Source organism: Salegentibacter flavus (genome assembly GCF_900115145.1).
GTDB lineage: Bacteria > Bacteroidota > Bacteroidia > Flavobacteriales > Flavobacteriaceae > Salegentibacter > Salegentibacter flavus.
The window spans coordinates 136910-150289 of sequence record NZ_FOVL01000006.1 but is presented as its reverse complement, the minus strand read 5'-3'; the positions used below and the strand labels follow the sequence as shown (position 1 = coordinate 150289).

17 protein-coding genes are annotated in these 13380 nt (G+C 37.7%); 12 read left to right on the top strand and 5 right to left on the bottom strand.

Annotation, left to right across the window (positions count from 1 at the left end; all coding sequences use genetic code 11):
- Nucleotides 1-6 precede the first annotated feature (6 nt).
- From BM266_RS06835 to tnpC, 6 genes are all read left to right on the top strand, one after another.
- Nucleotides 7-996 (top strand): amidohydrolase family protein, encoded by a 990-nt coding sequence (locus BM266_RS06835; RefSeq protein WP_093407595.1) that lies wholly within the window; start codon nucleotides 7-9, stop codon nucleotides 994-996.
- A gap of 36 nt (nucleotides 997-1032) precedes the next feature.
- A complete protein-coding gene (locus BM266_RS06830) occupies nucleotides 1033-2442 on the top strand; it encodes a Gfo/Idh/MocA family protein (protein ID WP_093407524.1) in 1410 nt (469 codons plus the stop codon).
- Nucleotides 2443-2603: 161 nt separating this feature from the next.
- Entirely contained in the window at nucleotides 2604-3365 is a 762-nt protein-coding gene (locus BM266_RS06825; protein WP_093407522.1) for a DeoR/GlpR family DNA-binding transcription regulator, read from the top strand.
- 367 nt (nucleotides 3366-3732) lie between these two features.
- Nucleotides 3733-4011, top strand: a complete 279-nt coding sequence (gene tnpA / locus BM266_RS06820; protein WP_093407520.1) for an IS66 family insertion sequence element accessory protein TnpA — start codon at nucleotides 3733-3735, stop codon at nucleotides 4009-4011.
- Nucleotides 4011-4352 (top strand): IS66 family insertion sequence element accessory protein TnpB, encoded by a 342-nt coding sequence (tnpB, locus tag BM266_RS06815; protein ID WP_093407517.1) that lies wholly within the window; start codon nucleotides 4011-4013, stop codon nucleotides 4350-4352. Before tnpA ends, tnpB begins: the two co-directional genes overlap by 1 nt.
- A 75-nt stretch (nucleotides 4353-4427) precedes the next feature.
- Nucleotides 4428-5978 carry an IS66 family transposase gene (gene tnpC, locus BM266_RS06810; RefSeq protein WP_093407515.1) on the top strand — a complete coding sequence of 517 codons (1551 nt, stop codon included), beginning with the start codon at nucleotides 4428-4430 and terminating at the stop codon, nucleotides 5976-5978.
- Between the two features lie 212 nt (nucleotides 5979-6190).
- On the opposite strand, the gene BM266_RS06805 is transcribed toward tnpC, so the two are convergent.
- Together BM266_RS06805 and BM266_RS06800 are read right to left on the bottom strand one after the other, a co-directional pair.
- Nucleotides 6191-6622: a response regulator gene (locus tag BM266_RS06805; RefSeq protein WP_175494769.1), complete on the bottom strand. Its 432-nt coding sequence runs from the start codon at nucleotides 6620-6622 to the stop codon at nucleotides 6191-6193.
- A complete protein-coding gene (locus tag BM266_RS06800) occupies nucleotides 6615-8126 on the bottom strand; it encodes a sensor histidine kinase (RefSeq protein ID WP_093407510.1) in 1512 nt (503 codons plus the stop codon). The genes BM266_RS06805 and BM266_RS06800 overlap by 8 nt, the downstream gene beginning before the upstream one ends.
- Before the next feature lie 596 nt (nucleotides 8127-8722).
- Here BM266_RS06800 and BM266_RS06795 point away from each other — a divergent pair.
- The 3 genes from BM266_RS06795 to BM266_RS06785 all read left to right on the top strand — a co-directional run bounded on the left by BM266_RS06795 (nucleotide 8723) and on the right by BM266_RS06785 (nucleotide 10283).
- Nucleotides 8723-9169 carry a BLUF domain-containing protein gene (locus tag BM266_RS06795; protein WP_093407508.1) on the top strand — a complete coding sequence of 149 codons (447 nt, stop codon included), beginning with the start codon at nucleotides 8723-8725 and terminating at the stop codon, nucleotides 9167-9169.
- Between the two features lie 296 nt (nucleotides 9170-9465).
- Nucleotides 9466-9852 (top strand): hypothetical protein, encoded by a 387-nt coding sequence (locus tag BM266_RS06790; protein ID WP_093407505.1) that lies wholly within the window; start codon nucleotides 9466-9468, stop codon nucleotides 9850-9852.
- 119 nt (nucleotides 9853-9971) lie between these two features.
- On the top strand, nucleotides 9972-10283 hold the full coding sequence (locus tag BM266_RS06785; RefSeq protein WP_093407503.1) for a hypothetical protein: 312 nt from the start codon (nucleotides 9972-9974) through the stop codon (nucleotides 10281-10283).
- A gap of 76 nt (nucleotides 10284-10359) precedes the next feature.
- Here the strand turns inward: BM266_RS06785 and BM266_RS06780 are convergent, their stop codons facing one another.
- Together BM266_RS06780 and BM266_RS16935 are read right to left on the bottom strand one after the other, a co-directional pair.
- Complete coding sequence (locus tag BM266_RS06780; RefSeq protein ID WP_093407500.1) at nucleotides 10360-11025, bottom strand: response regulator; 666 nt, start codon at nucleotides 11023-11025, stop codon at nucleotides 10360-10362.
- Between the two features lie 47 nt (nucleotides 11026-11072).
- Nucleotides 11073-11255, bottom strand: a complete 183-nt coding sequence (locus BM266_RS16935) for a hypothetical protein (protein ID WP_139220602.1) — start codon at nucleotides 11253-11255, stop codon at nucleotides 11073-11075.
- Nucleotides 11256-11368: 113 nt separating this feature from the next.
- On the opposite strand from BM266_RS16935, the gene BM266_RS06775 reads away from it, so the two are divergent.
- Together BM266_RS06775 and BM266_RS06770 are read left to right on the top strand one after the other, a co-directional pair.
- A complete protein-coding gene (locus tag BM266_RS06775) occupies nucleotides 11369-11521 on the top strand; it encodes a DUF4113 domain-containing protein (protein WP_093407498.1) in 153 nt (50 codons plus the stop codon).
- Between the two features lie 88 nt (nucleotides 11522-11609).
- Entirely contained in the window at nucleotides 11610-12029 is a 420-nt protein-coding gene (locus tag BM266_RS06770; RefSeq protein WP_093407495.1) for a hypothetical protein, read from the top strand.
- A gap of 34 nt (nucleotides 12030-12063) precedes the next feature.
- Here BM266_RS06770 and BM266_RS17055 read toward each other — a convergent pair whose 3' ends face one another.
- The gene (locus BM266_RS17055) at nucleotides 12064-12207 is read right to left on the bottom strand and encodes a hypothetical protein (protein WP_175494768.1); all 144 of its coding nucleotides are present in this window, start codon (nucleotides 12205-12207) and stop codon (nucleotides 12064-12066) included.
- Between the two features lie 202 nt (nucleotides 12208-12409).
- Between BM266_RS17055 and rlmF the strand changes: the two genes are divergently transcribed.
- A complete protein-coding gene (gene rlmF / locus BM266_RS06765) occupies nucleotides 12410-13360 on the top strand; it encodes a 23S rRNA (adenine(1618)-N(6))-methyltransferase RlmF (protein WP_093407493.1) in 951 nt (316 codons plus the stop codon).
- The last annotated feature ends 20 nt before the right edge of the window (nucleotides 13361-13380 follow it).

The window sequence follows — 13380 nt, the reverse complement described above, 5'->3', positions numbered from 1 at the left end:
ATCCATATGATACCAAAATTTATAGACGCACACGTACATTTAAATACGCTGTCCCCAGAAAAAATGGAGAAAATGATGGAATATAATGCGGGGTTTTTATCCATAAATACCAATATTCCGTTTTTTGATGAAATCGAGGAACAAGAAAAGATAATCCTGAAATTTCAGAAGGAATATCCCGGTCGGGTGAAATATTTCACCACTTTTAATTTTAAAAAATGGGGAACACCTGAATTTGTTGATGATGCCATTGCTCAAATAAAGCGCGGATTAGGTAATGGGGCTGTTGGTGTGAAAATATGGAAGGATATAGGCTTTGATTACCACAAAGAAGATGGCAGTTTTGTTATGATAGATGATCCGGTTTTTGATCCGATTTTTGAATACCTACAGAAGAATAATATTATGCTGATAGGTCATCAGGGGGAACCTCGAAACTGTTGGTTGCCGCTAGAAGAAATGACCGTAGATTCAGACCGGAATTATTTCAAAGATCATCCAGAATACCATATGTTCCTGCAAAAGGAATATCCTTCTTATGAGGAACAAATGCGTGCAAGAGACAACATGCTTGTTAAATTCCCCGGAATCACCTATGTCGGTCTTCATCTTTTCAGTATGGAATGGAGTATTGATGAAGTGGCCACACGGCTTGATAAATATCACAACACCTTAACCGATGTGGCTGAACGGGTTTGTCATTTGCAGCTTCAGGCTAAAGATAATTGGCAGGCTGTACGTGACTTCTGCATAAAATACCAGGACAGGATCATCTATGGTACCGATGTAATAGACGATGGGAACACCCCGGCGGATGAAATCGCAGCCCGGTTTGAACATTTGTGGAATTTTCACTACGACTTTTTTGCCACAAATAAATCCTTGACTGCGCCTGAATTTCAGGGTGAATTCAAAGGCCTTAACCTTCCTGAGAAAGTGGTGAATAAAATTTTCTATACTAACGCCAAAGAAACTTACGGATTTTCTGATTTTTAAATCAACATACAGCATTTTGCTACTAAAACTTATATCATGAAAAATAATAGAAGAGATTTTTTAAGAGTAACCGGTTTAGGCGGCCTGGGCCTGATAAGTGGAAGTCTATTGAGCTGTGATACTTCACAGAGGGTTTTAACTGGTGGACCTGTTGGACTGCAACGTTTTAATATGAGCGGTTATGCAGCACCCAAATTAGAAACTGTAAGAATTGGGTTTATTGGCTTAGGTATGCGTGGTCCCCAAGCGGTAAACCGAATGAGCCAGATTGAAGGTGTTGAAATTAAAGCATTATGTGATTTAAGACCTGAATCAGTAGAGAAAACAAAAGCATTATTAGAAAATACTTCTCATGATCCCGATTTATATTCAGGAAGCGATTATGCCTGGAAGGAAATGGTAGATCGCGATGACCTCGATTTAATTTACATTGCTACTCCCTGGGAATGGCATACACCTATGGCTGTTTATGCCATGAATGCCGGTAAACACGCTGCTGTAGAAGTTCCCGCTGCTAAAAATATTGATGAATGCTGGGAATTAGTAGAAACCTCAGAAAGAACGAAAAAGCATTGCATGATGCTCGAGAATTGCTGTTATGACTTTTTTGAGTTATTAACTCTTAATATGGCGAGACAAGGCTTTTTTGGCGACATAATTCATGGTGAAGGTGCATATATTCATGACTTAATAGATTTGAATTTCGATAAAAATGGCTATGAAGATATGTGGCGTTTGCGCGAAAATTATGAAAGAAACGGGAATCTTTATCCAACTCATGGGTTAGGGCCTATTTGCCAGATCATGAATATAAATCGTGGGGACCAGATGGATTATCTAACCTCTCTTTCTAGCAATGATTTCCATATGGCGGCAAAAGCTAGGGAATTAGCTGCTGATGATAGTTTTTATGAACAGTTCACCGGTAAAGATTATCGGGGTAATATGAATACCACAATGATAAAAACTATGAACGGGAAAAGTATAATGGTACAACACGACGTATCGTCTCCCAGACCTTATTCCAGGATCCATTTAGTTAGTGGTACTGAAGCTTTTGCCAGGAAATGGCCTACTCCGGAAAGAGTAGCTAAAGGGCATACCTGGTTAAATGAAGAAGAGTTCAAAGAACTAGAAGCAAGATACACCCCTGAAATTGTTAAAAAGGTAGGAGAAATGGCTAGAAAAGTCGGAGGACATGGCGGTATGGACTTCATAATGGATTGGAGGTTGATAGATTGCCTAAGAAATGGATTACCGTTGGATCAGGATGTTTATGATGCAGCATTATGGAGTTCTATTACTCCTCTTTCTGTAGATTCTGTAAATAACAGGGCTCAATCTGTAGATGTACCCGATTTTACCAGGGGTGGCTGGAAAGGTAATAAACCTGTAGATATTAGCTTGCAAGGGGGAGGTACTACTGAGGTACTTCTAAAAAGTTAAAATTTTTGTATTTTAGCCTTGTTTCATTTCGAATGAAACCAATATTTTTTTAAATTCCTGTTTTTTGATGAAAAATGACAGGAATTTTTTATTTTCACTTATTATAATAAATATAGCAGATTTAAAATTATACCGGGTAAATCCCTGAATAATACAAACATATGAGAAAAGCCGCAGCACGCAGGGCCAAAATACTTGAAATTCTTGATGAATTTAATAAGGTAAATGTTACTGATCTCAGTAATGAACTTAAAGTGAGTGAGGTTACGATAAGAAATGACCTGGATAAATTAGAACAAAGTAAACTTCTCGTTAGGGCGCACGGAGGCGCGTTTAAAACCAATAATCTGGCTCTTGCCGTCTCAGAAAAGAAAAGCATAAACCGGGATTTAAAAAAGCAAATCGGGAAGAAGGCTGTAAGTCTTATTCAGGAAAATGATTCAATTATTTTAGATTCCGGAACTACTACTTTTGAGATATCAAGCAATCTGGGGAATTTTAAAGAGATAACAGTTATATCCAACGCGCTGGATATTGTAAACAACTTAGCACAATTCGACAATCTCAAAGTATATATGCCCGGGGGTTATTTACAGGAATTTTCTATGTCATTGGTAGGTCCAATGGCTGAGCGAAATCTCAAACAACTCTTTTGCAACAAATTGTTTTTAGGGGTAGATGGGATTAGAAGTAACATTGGCTTTTTCACCCACCATATGGAAGAAGCCTACCTTAATCAAATAATGATTGAAATTGCCGAAGAAGTGATTGTGGTAGCAGATTCTACTAAATTTAAAAAAACAGGGCTCGCTTTTATTCAAAATTTCGCGCATATCGATAAAGTGATTACGGATGACAGGATTGAGAAAGAGGACATAGAAATGTTGAAAAAAAATAATGTTGAAGTAATAATTGCTGATTAACTGAAGAATTATTTAATTAATAATTCAAAAATTTTCTTGCCGTCTTAATTTTTATAATTGATCCTGAACTAATATGTGATTTACTGAATTTGATTCATTAATTTATTTGGGACTAATTCCAAATGAATTGGCACTTAAAGAGGGAAATCATCTATAAACTTTTGGCTCAAGTCCCTCCGATAGAAATTAAACCTCAAAAGCCTGTTAAATAAGTTATTAAATCAGGTATATTAAATTTCCGAAGCCGTTTAGTTTCTATAATCAAACATTATTGTCTCCGGTGGTGGAATATCTGTATCCACCCCACCAACCGCATATTGACTACCTGGCTTTCTACGGATAGCTTTGCTCTAAAATAATGTTTATTATGAGCAAACAGGAAGAAATGTACAATTTGGTTACGGAATATCGTAATAGCGGGCTTTCGGCAAAAGCCTTTAGTAAAGAAAAAGGAATCAGTTCTTCCACTTTTTGTTACTGGGTCCGTAAGAATAAAGAGGAAGATCAGCCAGGAGGATTTGTAGAAGTAACAACGGGATCAAACTCGTCAGCTCGTGAGTTGGAACTTATTTATCCCAACGGGGTCAGACTTCAAATGAGTTCACCGGACCTGGCACTGATTGCCGGATTAGTTAAGCTGTATTAATGTTTTCCCTAGGTTCCTCCCATAATTATCACTTTTATCGTAAGTCTTGTGATATGAGAAAAAGTTTTAATGGCCTGAGCGGGCTGGTGAAAAATGAACTCAACCGGGAGCCTACCAGCGGTGATGTGTTCGTTTTTCTTAACCGGAATCGCACCCATCTCAAGCTGCTTCACTGGGAGCGGGGCGGCTTTGTTTTATACTACAAACGCCTGGAGCGCGGAAGCTTCACTCCGCCTGTAATTAAAGAAGATCAGACCAGTTTTACCTGGCTGCAATTAGTACTGATGATAGAGGGTATTACGGTTGAAAAAAGTGTTCAGAAACTGCGCTATTCTCACTAGAAAATAATGGCATTTTGTCAGTAAAAACAGGGGTTAACGGCAGGTTTAATAGGTCTATTTTTGTATCTTTAACCCATGCAAGAACCCTTAGAAAACCTTACTAAAGATCAGCTTTTGGCACTCCTGAAGAAGGAGACAAAAAAGAGGGAAAAAGCTGAAAAAAGTGTTTCTAAAAGGGAACAAGAAGTTGAAAAAGCACAGCATAAAATTGCTGATCTGAAATTTCAGGTAGAATATTACAAACGCCTGGCCTTTGGCCAAAAAAGAGAACGCTTCGAAGGGGATAAAAACCAGATGAGCCTTCCCTTTGAGATGGAACCCCAAAAGGCGGAAAAACAAGAAGCCGAGTTAAAAGAAAAACTCAGCGACCAGCGTCGCAAAAGAACTTCTGCCCACAAAGGAAGAGTGGCCCTTCCAGAGCATCTTCCAGTAGAAGAGATCGAGATCTTTCCTGAGGAAGATATTACCGATATGGTTTGTATCGGCAAGGAAGTGACCGATGAACTGGAATATGAGCCTGCTAAATACTATATCAAACGCTACATCCGCTATAAGTATGCTCCTAAAAACAAAGAAGGAGTGATCATCGGGGAACTTCCTGAGCGGGTCATTGAAAAAGGAATCCCGGGAGCCGGACTCCTGGCTTCGATTTTAGTCGATAAGTACCTGGATCACCTTCCGCTTTACCGGCAACTCCAACGCTTTAAACGAGCAGAGATCCCTATAGCATCCTCCACCCTGGAAGGCTGGACCAGGCAAAGTCTTAAAATCATCGATATCCTTTATCAGCACCTGCTGGAGGATATCCGCTCCAAAGGTTATCTCCAAAGTGATGAAACCCCCATAAAGGTGATGGATCCTGCTAAAAAAGGAAAAACACATCAAGGCTATTATTGGGTACATCATTGTCCCATAGATGGCACTGTACTCTTTGATTATCAGCCCGGGCGTAGCCGGGAGGCTGCCGATCATGTATTGGCCGGCTTTAAAGGCTACCTTCAAAGTGATAGGTATGCCGCGTACGATAAAATCGGCAAGCGTGAAGGGGTTACCCACCTGAACTGCTGGGCTCACGCCAGAAGGGAATTTGATAAAGCAAAGAATAATGATAGGGAGCGCGCTGAGAAAGCATTGAGCTTTATCCAGAAACTCTACGCGGTGGAAGCACAGGCACGAGAGCAAAACTTAAGCCCGCAGCAGCGGAAATCTCTGCGCCTGGAAAAAGCATTGCCTGTTATTAATGAATTTGGAAAATGGATGTTCGATCAGATGAAACATCAACTGATCCTTCCTAAGAGTCCTATCGGAAAAGCCTTCAAATATTCCATGGATCGCTGGGACCAGCTCAGCGCCTATCTTTTTGATGGTATTCTTGAGATCGATAATAATTTAGTGGAAAATGCCATCAGGCCGTTGGCCCTTGGCAGAAAAAATTACCTGTTTGCGGGTTCTCATTCAGCGGCAAAAAGAGCTGCAGGAATCTACTCCTTCTTTGCCATCTGCAAAAAACAGGAGGTGAATCCATATGAGTGGCTCAAATATACCCTGGAGAATATCATGTCCATAAACCATAAAGACATCCGGAATCTCTACCCTCAGAACTACAAGAAATTACAGCAAGTTTAGATCAAGTTTACCAGAGGTAGCCAGGTAAATAAAATTATGCTAAGTTAGTAGATGTGGTTGGTGGGCTGCATACGAATATCTGCGCTATAAAAGATAATTAAAATGAATGACTAAAATTTAAACCTGCACTTTCCTTGTTTGCCACTATTGCAATCAAGGGAGGATCTCCTAAAGCCTTTAAGAGACCTATCACACCATAATTGGCCTCAGCTCTAGGGCTTTTTAGGTTGAACATATCTGCTTAAGACCTGGGAAACTCTCTCTAAAGTTAACGGTTTATTCAAAAAAGCCACTACATCTCCATGATCTTCCGCTCTCTCCACATCATCAGGATTTGAAGAACTGGTGAGAATGATGATGAGTATTCGATTGATGAACCTGTCTTTTATATGATCATAAACCTCCAAGAATTCCCAACCATTCATGTGTGGCATATTGAGATCTAAAAAAATCAATACAGGATTTTCATCATGTTCCGACTTTGGGTTCATGTAATTGATCTTCATATACTCCAGAGCCTCGCGGGCATCACTAAAACAGACAACACTGGTAAACCCTTCTTTTTCCAAAAGTCGAAGGTTGACAAAATTCAAAATTTTATCATCATCAATTAGTAAAATTTCACTCAGTTTCTCATTAATCATTACAGCAGGATTTTGAGATAGTGAAATAAAATATGGTGCCTTCTCCAGTTTTAGATTCAAACCATATTTCACCATTATGAAGTTCAATGATTTTTTTACATTTTGCCAGACCTAAACCTGTCCCTTCATATTCATCTTCGGAATGTAGTCTTCTAAACATTTTGAATAGCTTATCTTTATAAACAGGATTAATACCAATCCCATTGTCCTCTATCCAAAACAGCCATTCATGCCCCTGATCATTAAAGCCTATCTTGATCACAGGGTCAATTTCACTCTTTCTAAATTTTAGGGCGTTTGAAATGAGATTTTGCAAAAGCATTTTTATTTCTATTTTAGAACCCCTGATCATAGGTAATTCTCTAAATACAACCCTGCCATTTGATCGGGTAATCTGGTCACCAAGACCCTGAAGTGTCTCCTCTACGATAAGATTGAGATTCATATCCTGAAAATATATGTTTTTTCCCAGGCGGGCAGTCTCCATTATTCCATTTATTAAACCTTTGAGTCGAAGACTGGATTCTTCTATAAAATGCAGATAGGAAGGAATGTCTGCATTTTCTATTTTTTCAAGCTTCATTTCCTCCTTCAAAAGGTTGCTTACTCCTAAGATCGTATTTAGAGGTTCCTGAAGGTCATGTGCCGCTATATATGTATAATCCTCCAGTTCATCGTTCTTTGCCTGCAAGTTTTTAAGAGAAGTCTTAAGGAGTATTTTTTGTTTCTGCACTTCAGTTACATCCTGCACAGAGCCTAGAGATCTTAAAGGGCTGCCGTCCTCAGAAAATACAGTCTCACAACGTTCCCTCAGGAACCTGACTTCCCCGTCTGCAAGGAGTACCCTATGCACTATGTTATAAGGAATCCTGTTTTTCAGAGAATTCAAGAAAGTCTGGTTCACCATTTCTTTATCCTGCTCATATACCAGATCAAGAAAAGACTCAGGTGACATTGAAAAATTTTCTTTATCGACATCAAAGAGTTTATAAACTTCGTCTGTCCATTTAAGTTTATTTGAAAGATGATCCAGTTCCCAGGTCCCAATTCTACTGACCTTCATGATCCTGGTAAGTTGCTCCAGAACCTTTTCCAATTGTTGATTCTTGTTTATATATTCACTGGTATCCCTGATGATAGCCACAAAGTAGGTTTGTCCTTCCTCTTTGAAACTTTGCAGGCTTATAGAAGCAAAAAAGTCTGTACCATCTTTACGAACTGCCTTCAAGGCCATGTTATTGGACATTTTTCTGGCATGGGGTGCCTTACGGTAACCGCTAACGTACTGCTGATGCCGCTCTCGTAAAGCCGTAGGAACAAGGATTTCTATCTTGTTACCTATCAGATCTTTTGGTTCGTATCCAAACAAGGTCCGGATTGCATCATTCTGATAACGAATAATTCCGAGGCTATCGGTGACAATTATGCCGTCTGGATTTTCATAAAAGCTTTTTTCACAAATTTTTTGAAGTATAGGGCTTGGGTTTAGATTCTTGGGAGTCATTGGGTATAAGTAGGGTATAAGTAGGTTGCTTCGCTAGAATGCTAAAAATGCTCAATTTAATATTATTTGATAAAATAATTAACAAATTATGTTAATCATTATTTATTTATTATTAGAATAGAAATATTAAGATTTGTCCTGGTGATGCAAATTATTAGAAGTACCTGAACCAAAAATACCAGGACCTAAGGTCTGGCTTTCAATTCTGTAATTTAACAAGCTTGCGCCCCTCGAAATATGAAAAACATATCATCTTGAAGTCGCCCGACTTCGTGCCATAGAAGGTATTCATCCTGAGTTGACAGCAGCTAATCGTATGGAAATGCTATGAACACAACATTTAAAATCCTAAGTTATATATGATGGAGGGATCGAAAAGACTTAAAGGTATCGCTGCCGACATCTTTACCTTGACAGAAACTTCTGAGCTGATTGATAGTACTTACCAGATTACAAAGAATTTTTAGAAATATCTAGTAAGACAAATCCTTCAGAAAGTTTGTTTTAGCCAATGCTTTATAATTAAAAATCATAATTTGACTATTATCATTAAAAGATGAGCTATCTTAAGGAAAATTTTAATTTCTCTCTTTGTAATGCGATATGCTATAAGCTATGTAAGCACCCAAATCAAAGAGCTGCTTCCAAGTGAGGTAGTACAAATTCTTCATGATTCTAAAAGACGAAATGACAATTTTGGTGTGAACGGGTTGTTGGTTTATTCTGAAGGGAATTTTTTTGAAGTTCTTGAAGGAGAAAAGAAAAAAATAAAAGATCTATACCAGGCTATTTTAAAGGATAAAAGGCATAAGAATATTATTTTAATTTTTGAAAAAACCGTTCACAAACCGCTTTTTAAAGACGAGGAAACACATTTTATTTCTGAAAATACACTATACCGAACAATGACGATTGAACATTTTTGGGAATGTATAAAGGATCTCGATGATGTAACAAAAAACACAGTAAATAAAATGCTCACAATAATAGGATTCTTCTCCAATACGAACATGGAAACTACACCTGGTTCTGGAACCAAGTAGAATGAATTCAGCCTATACGGCTCACTGTAAATCATGAAAATTGTAACGGAGTGAGTTTGTTCAGCTAAGCAAAATCAATTACCGCTCTCCCCTTTTACCTCCTGCAAATTTCGACACCTTCCCATCTGTATTCTTCCAATCCTCCCTTAAAAATACGTCCTCAAAAAAATTCAACCTTGATTTATATCATTTATCTGAAGTAGAGAAAAAGATACATTTATGTCATAATTAATCGCTTCTTGCCGCAAGATTTGGAAACGGAATCCGGAAGCGAATTCAAATAAAAAAATAAACCCATGGAAAAAGAAGTAATTTATGTTGAGGATTTGCATGTTGAACATCAACAATGGCTCGGAGAACTTGAATTTTGGAAAGACGAATTAAAATCCTTCAATAACCGCCTGGCCGAACTTGTTAATCGATGGAGCAATAAGGATGTATTGGCCCAATTAGAACATTTTCAAAATCAGTTTATTCTTCATGAAGAATTTATTGATAATCAGGAGAAGCTTATTCATGCTCATGAGACCAATATGGCCGACCATGATAAAAAAGAACACATGGTGATCAACACAGGACTTGCAAAAAACCACCTGGATATTAGAGACCGTATGCAGGATCAAAGGAAAATTTATGCAGCCCTGAAAAAAGATTTCTATAAGTTTCTTTCAAAATACATGTAGAACCTATCATCTTGAGTCCTCCCGGGTTAAAGATTTATTTTTGATCTTCTTCAGATCATCTTTCAGAAGGGCCCGAAGAAAAATCGAAAGAAACGCGAATTATCACTTTTCACCTCAGTATGATTCTTACCGGACTAAGAATCCTGGAAGATGGTGACATAAACAGGGAAAAAGAAGTAGAAGATCGCGACTTTCAAAGCATAATGGAAATGGTAAAAGTCCTGGTTAAACATTCCGGTGGGGTGTTTTCGCATCTGCCGGAAGAAATCAAACTTCCTAAAAGAGCTAATCAAAAAGAACGGTTTTTGGATTCTTTAGCTCTGGAATTTACACGAGAAGAATACCTGGAAATTGCATCGCGGTTAAATTTGGCAGATCGTACTGCCGACCGCTATATCTATCCTACCTGTAATAGCTATAAAACTTATTAAAAAAACAGCCAGTTCTAAAAACGGAAAAATCGACCCTACTCAATTTTGCATCTTTTAAAGAACTGGCTTTTTATATCTAAATCAATTTTAAATCTTTCATTATACTCACCAGGTGAATAGAATTATTTGCCTGAAACTCTTCTTTTAATTCTTTCAGGCGTTTTTCAATAGCACTTTTGCTGTTGGGCTTTATTCCCTCTGACTTTAATTTTTCTTCTATTTGATCCTGGGTAAAGCCGGCAGCAAGGTGTTGTGCAATTCTGATTTCAAAATTATTAAGGACAAGTATATTGTCCTGCCTCAGGGAGTTTTCTATCTCGGGGGAATTGTAATTTTTCCCCGCCCAAAGCGCATTAATTGCTTCTTTTAATTCTTTTAAGCCATTGCGGCCTTTACAAACATAGGCCTCTATATTACCGGAATCCCATAATTCTCTTACGGTTTGAGGATGATCTTCAATAGAATTGACAATAATTCTAAGATTGGGATCTTCCAATTTTAAGATATCAATAAGTTCACTTCCGGAGGTGATTTTTTCATTGCGATGGTCTCTTTTAAAAGACAGGTCACAGATTAGCAAGTCGAAAGGATCTTCCTCTTGTATAGCTTTTTTAGCCAATAACCAGGCCTGATCACAGTATTGAGCATGGGAGATATGTTCAATGCTCATTTCAGAAAGGCTGGCTGCAACAGCTTGGTTGATGCTATCCATGTCTTCTGCTATGAGTACTTTTTTAAACATACTTTAAATCTGAATTTTAATACTGCTCTTAAGCCCTTTTCCTTTTTCTACTTCAAAAGTAATACCTCCTCCAATAGAAAAAATACGGTTTTCCATAATTTGGATCCCGTTACCCTTTCCATGTCCTTTTTCGCACAAGCCTTATCGTTGTCATAATAGTTAAGTGCCAGGTACTTACCGGTTTTATGAAAGTTAATAGCTGCCGGATTTGCTCCACTATATTTTTTCATATTAATTATTAATTCCTGGAGAACTGGCTATTTCGGAGTGATGGTGCCACAAAGATGGCTTCTAAAATCCAAGTCTCATTATGTTCTAAGGAGATCCCCGGCATCATATTCTTATGAGAACCATAGACCAGCTGAACAAAACTGAAAACGGAAAAGTAAAATTTCCAGGAATGCATCCTGGCCGTACCTGGAAGATGAAACAGGAACGTCTTTCAAAACGTTACACCAGCAGGATTGATGAGATTATACGGGTTAGATGTAAATAAAACAGGGAAACTCCCATTTTTAATACTTACAAGCATTTTTATGTAAACTGCAGGCTTCTAAACCTTTGAATATTATAACTTTAGGAGAATGAAAACTCTTTGCCAAATATTTATATTTACACCTTTTTTCCTTTTAGGTCAAGAAGTTTATTATTCACCATTTACTGAAACTTATCCCAACATCTATAGATCTGAATTTGAAAAAATAAATCGTAGAATTGTTTTCGAACCAAATGACGTAACCATTGTAACCGAAACTCAGCACGGTAAGGATATAGAAATATTGAATATTCGGGAAACCCGGTATATGGATGACAGGCTTATAATATTATGTCAAAATAGAAGTAAACGTAAAATAACCATTGCTTTACCAGAAGAACACGAGGAACTACTATATATAGATTATTATTATCGTTCCCCGACCACTAATAAAAAGATACAGCTAAGGTTTCACATTGAAGAAATGCGATTGGACCCGGACGAGCCCATAAAAACTGGTAATATTTAGGATTTATAACTGGTCTTAATTTGTCATTTGAAGATTAAAAATAAGCATCATCGGTTTCAATATACTGGTGATAAGGGATACTGCATCCAAGGTTAAAGCTAGCTTTAGAATTTGACCAGGTATTGCTGAAAGCCATGTATTCTTTAATACTAAAATCGTGACCAAACACACACCACATAAAGTGGTTTTTTCGGAAAAGTCTACCTTGGGCCTGAAATAGGAATTAGTTAGGAAGCATAGCTAAAATTGTAAGGAGAGTATTCATCTCATGAAAATAGTTGTGGCCGATATCCAATACTTATATTGAGCACTTTTCATTGAAACTAAACTTTTAAAAATGTGGAATTATCAAACGCATATTTAAGAAACCGCAGAAACCTATGCCATCAAAAAATAAACCACTCAAAACCAGGCTACATAATCGCAATAGAAACCGGGAACCTTATGACTTGAAGTCCTTGGTCGATGCTATTCCAAAATTAAAAAACCATATTAAGCCCAATAAATATGGAGGTGATTCGGTAGATTTTTCAAGTCCAATTGCTGTAAAACTTCTAAATCAAGCGCTCCTAAAGCATTATTATGGCATAAACAATTGGAAGTTCCCTGATGAGAATTTATGCCCACCCATCCCGGGTAGAGCTGACTACCTTCACTATATTGCTGACTTACTGAGCGAAAGCAATGCCGGTAAAATACAAAAAGGGAGTCAAATTTGTGGTCTTGATGTGGGAGTTGGAGCTACTTGCATCTACCCTATTATTGGCGTTACAGAATACGATTGGAACTTTATAGCTTCTGACATTGATCCCAAGTCAATTGCATCAGCTCAGCAAATTATTAATTCAAATCCATCTCTAAAAGACAAAGTTGATTGTAGATTACAAAAAGATCCGACTGCAATTTTTCAGGGCATAATCGATAAAAAAGATAAAATTGATTTCACCATTTGCAACCCACCCTTTCATGCCTCCATTGACGAAGCTCAAAGAGGTAGTCGACGAAAATTAAGGAACCTCTCAGGAAAAAAAGCAACTGAAGCTAAACTAAATTTCTCAGGAGCTAAAAATGAACTTATCTACGATGGTGGAGAATATCAATTCATAAAAAACATGATTCGCGAAAGTGAAGAATTTGCTAAAAGCTGTTTCTGGTTTTCAACTTTGGTATCAAAGCAATCTAACCTTAAGGGTATTTATAAATTACTAGAAAAAGTAAAACCCACTCAGCTTAAAACCATTTCTATGGGAACCGGCAATAAAAGCAGCCGAATTGTAGCTTGGACGTTCCTTTCAAAGGAAGAACAAAAGGTATGGAAAGAAGAGTGGTAAGCTAACAGATCCCCGGCATC

Coding starts and splice junctions, on each gene's coding strand:
- BM266_RS17055 (WP_175494768.1), bottom strand. CDS start 12,207: ATGTGGTGTGTGTTTGGTCACGATTTTAGTATTAAAGAATACATGGCT.
- BM266_RS16935 (WP_139220602.1), bottom strand. CDS start 11,255: ATGAAAAAATATAGTGGAGCAAATCCGGCAGCTATTAACTTTCATAAA.
- tnpB (WP_093407517.1), top strand. CDS start 4,011: ATGTTTTCCCTAGGTTCCTCCCATAATTATCACTTTTATCGTAAGTCT.
- BM266_RS06830 (WP_093407524.1), top strand. CDS start 1,033: ATGAAAAATAATAGAAGAGATTTTTTAAGAGTAACCGGTTTAGGCGGC.
- tnpA (WP_093407520.1), top strand. CDS start 3,733: ATGAGCAAACAGGAAGAAATGTACAATTTGGTTACGGAATATCGTAAT.
- rlmF (WP_093407493.1), top strand. CDS start 12,410: ATGCCATCAAAAAATAAACCACTCAAAACCAGGCTACATAATCGCAAT.
- BM266_RS06825 (WP_093407522.1), top strand. CDS start 2,604: ATGAGAAAAGCCGCAGCACGCAGGGCCAAAATACTTGAAATTCTTGAT.
- BM266_RS06785 (WP_093407503.1), top strand. CDS start 9,972: ATGATTCTTACCGGACTAAGAATCCTGGAAGATGGTGACATAAACAGG.
- BM266_RS06770 (WP_093407495.1), top strand. CDS start 11,610: ATGAAAACTCTTTGCCAAATATTTATATTTACACCTTTTTTCCTTTTA.
- BM266_RS06780 (WP_093407500.1), bottom strand. CDS start 11,025: ATGTTTAAAAAAGTACTCATAGCAGAAGACATGGATAGCATCAACCAA.
- BM266_RS06775 (WP_093407498.1), top strand. CDS start 11,369: ATGAGAACCATAGACCAGCTGAACAAAACTGAAAACGGAAAAGTAAAA.
- BM266_RS06805 (WP_175494769.1), bottom strand. CDS start 6,622: ATGATTAATGAGAAACTGAGTGAAATTTTACTAATTGATGATGATAAA.
- BM266_RS06800 (WP_093407510.1), bottom strand. CDS start 8,126: ATGACTCCCAAGAATCTAAACCCAAGCCCTATACTTCAAAAAATTTGT.
- BM266_RS06795 (WP_093407508.1), top strand. CDS start 8,723: ATGCGATATGCTATAAGCTATGTAAGCACCCAAATCAAAGAGCTGCTT.
- BM266_RS06835 (WP_093407595.1), top strand. CDS start 7: ATGATACCAAAATTTATAGACGCACACGTACATTTAAATACGCTGTCC.
- tnpC (WP_093407515.1), top strand. CDS start 4,428: ATGCAAGAACCCTTAGAAAACCTTACTAAAGATCAGCTTTTGGCACTC.
- BM266_RS06790 (WP_093407505.1), top strand. CDS start 9,466: ATGGAAAAAGAAGTAATTTATGTTGAGGATTTGCATGTTGAACATCAA.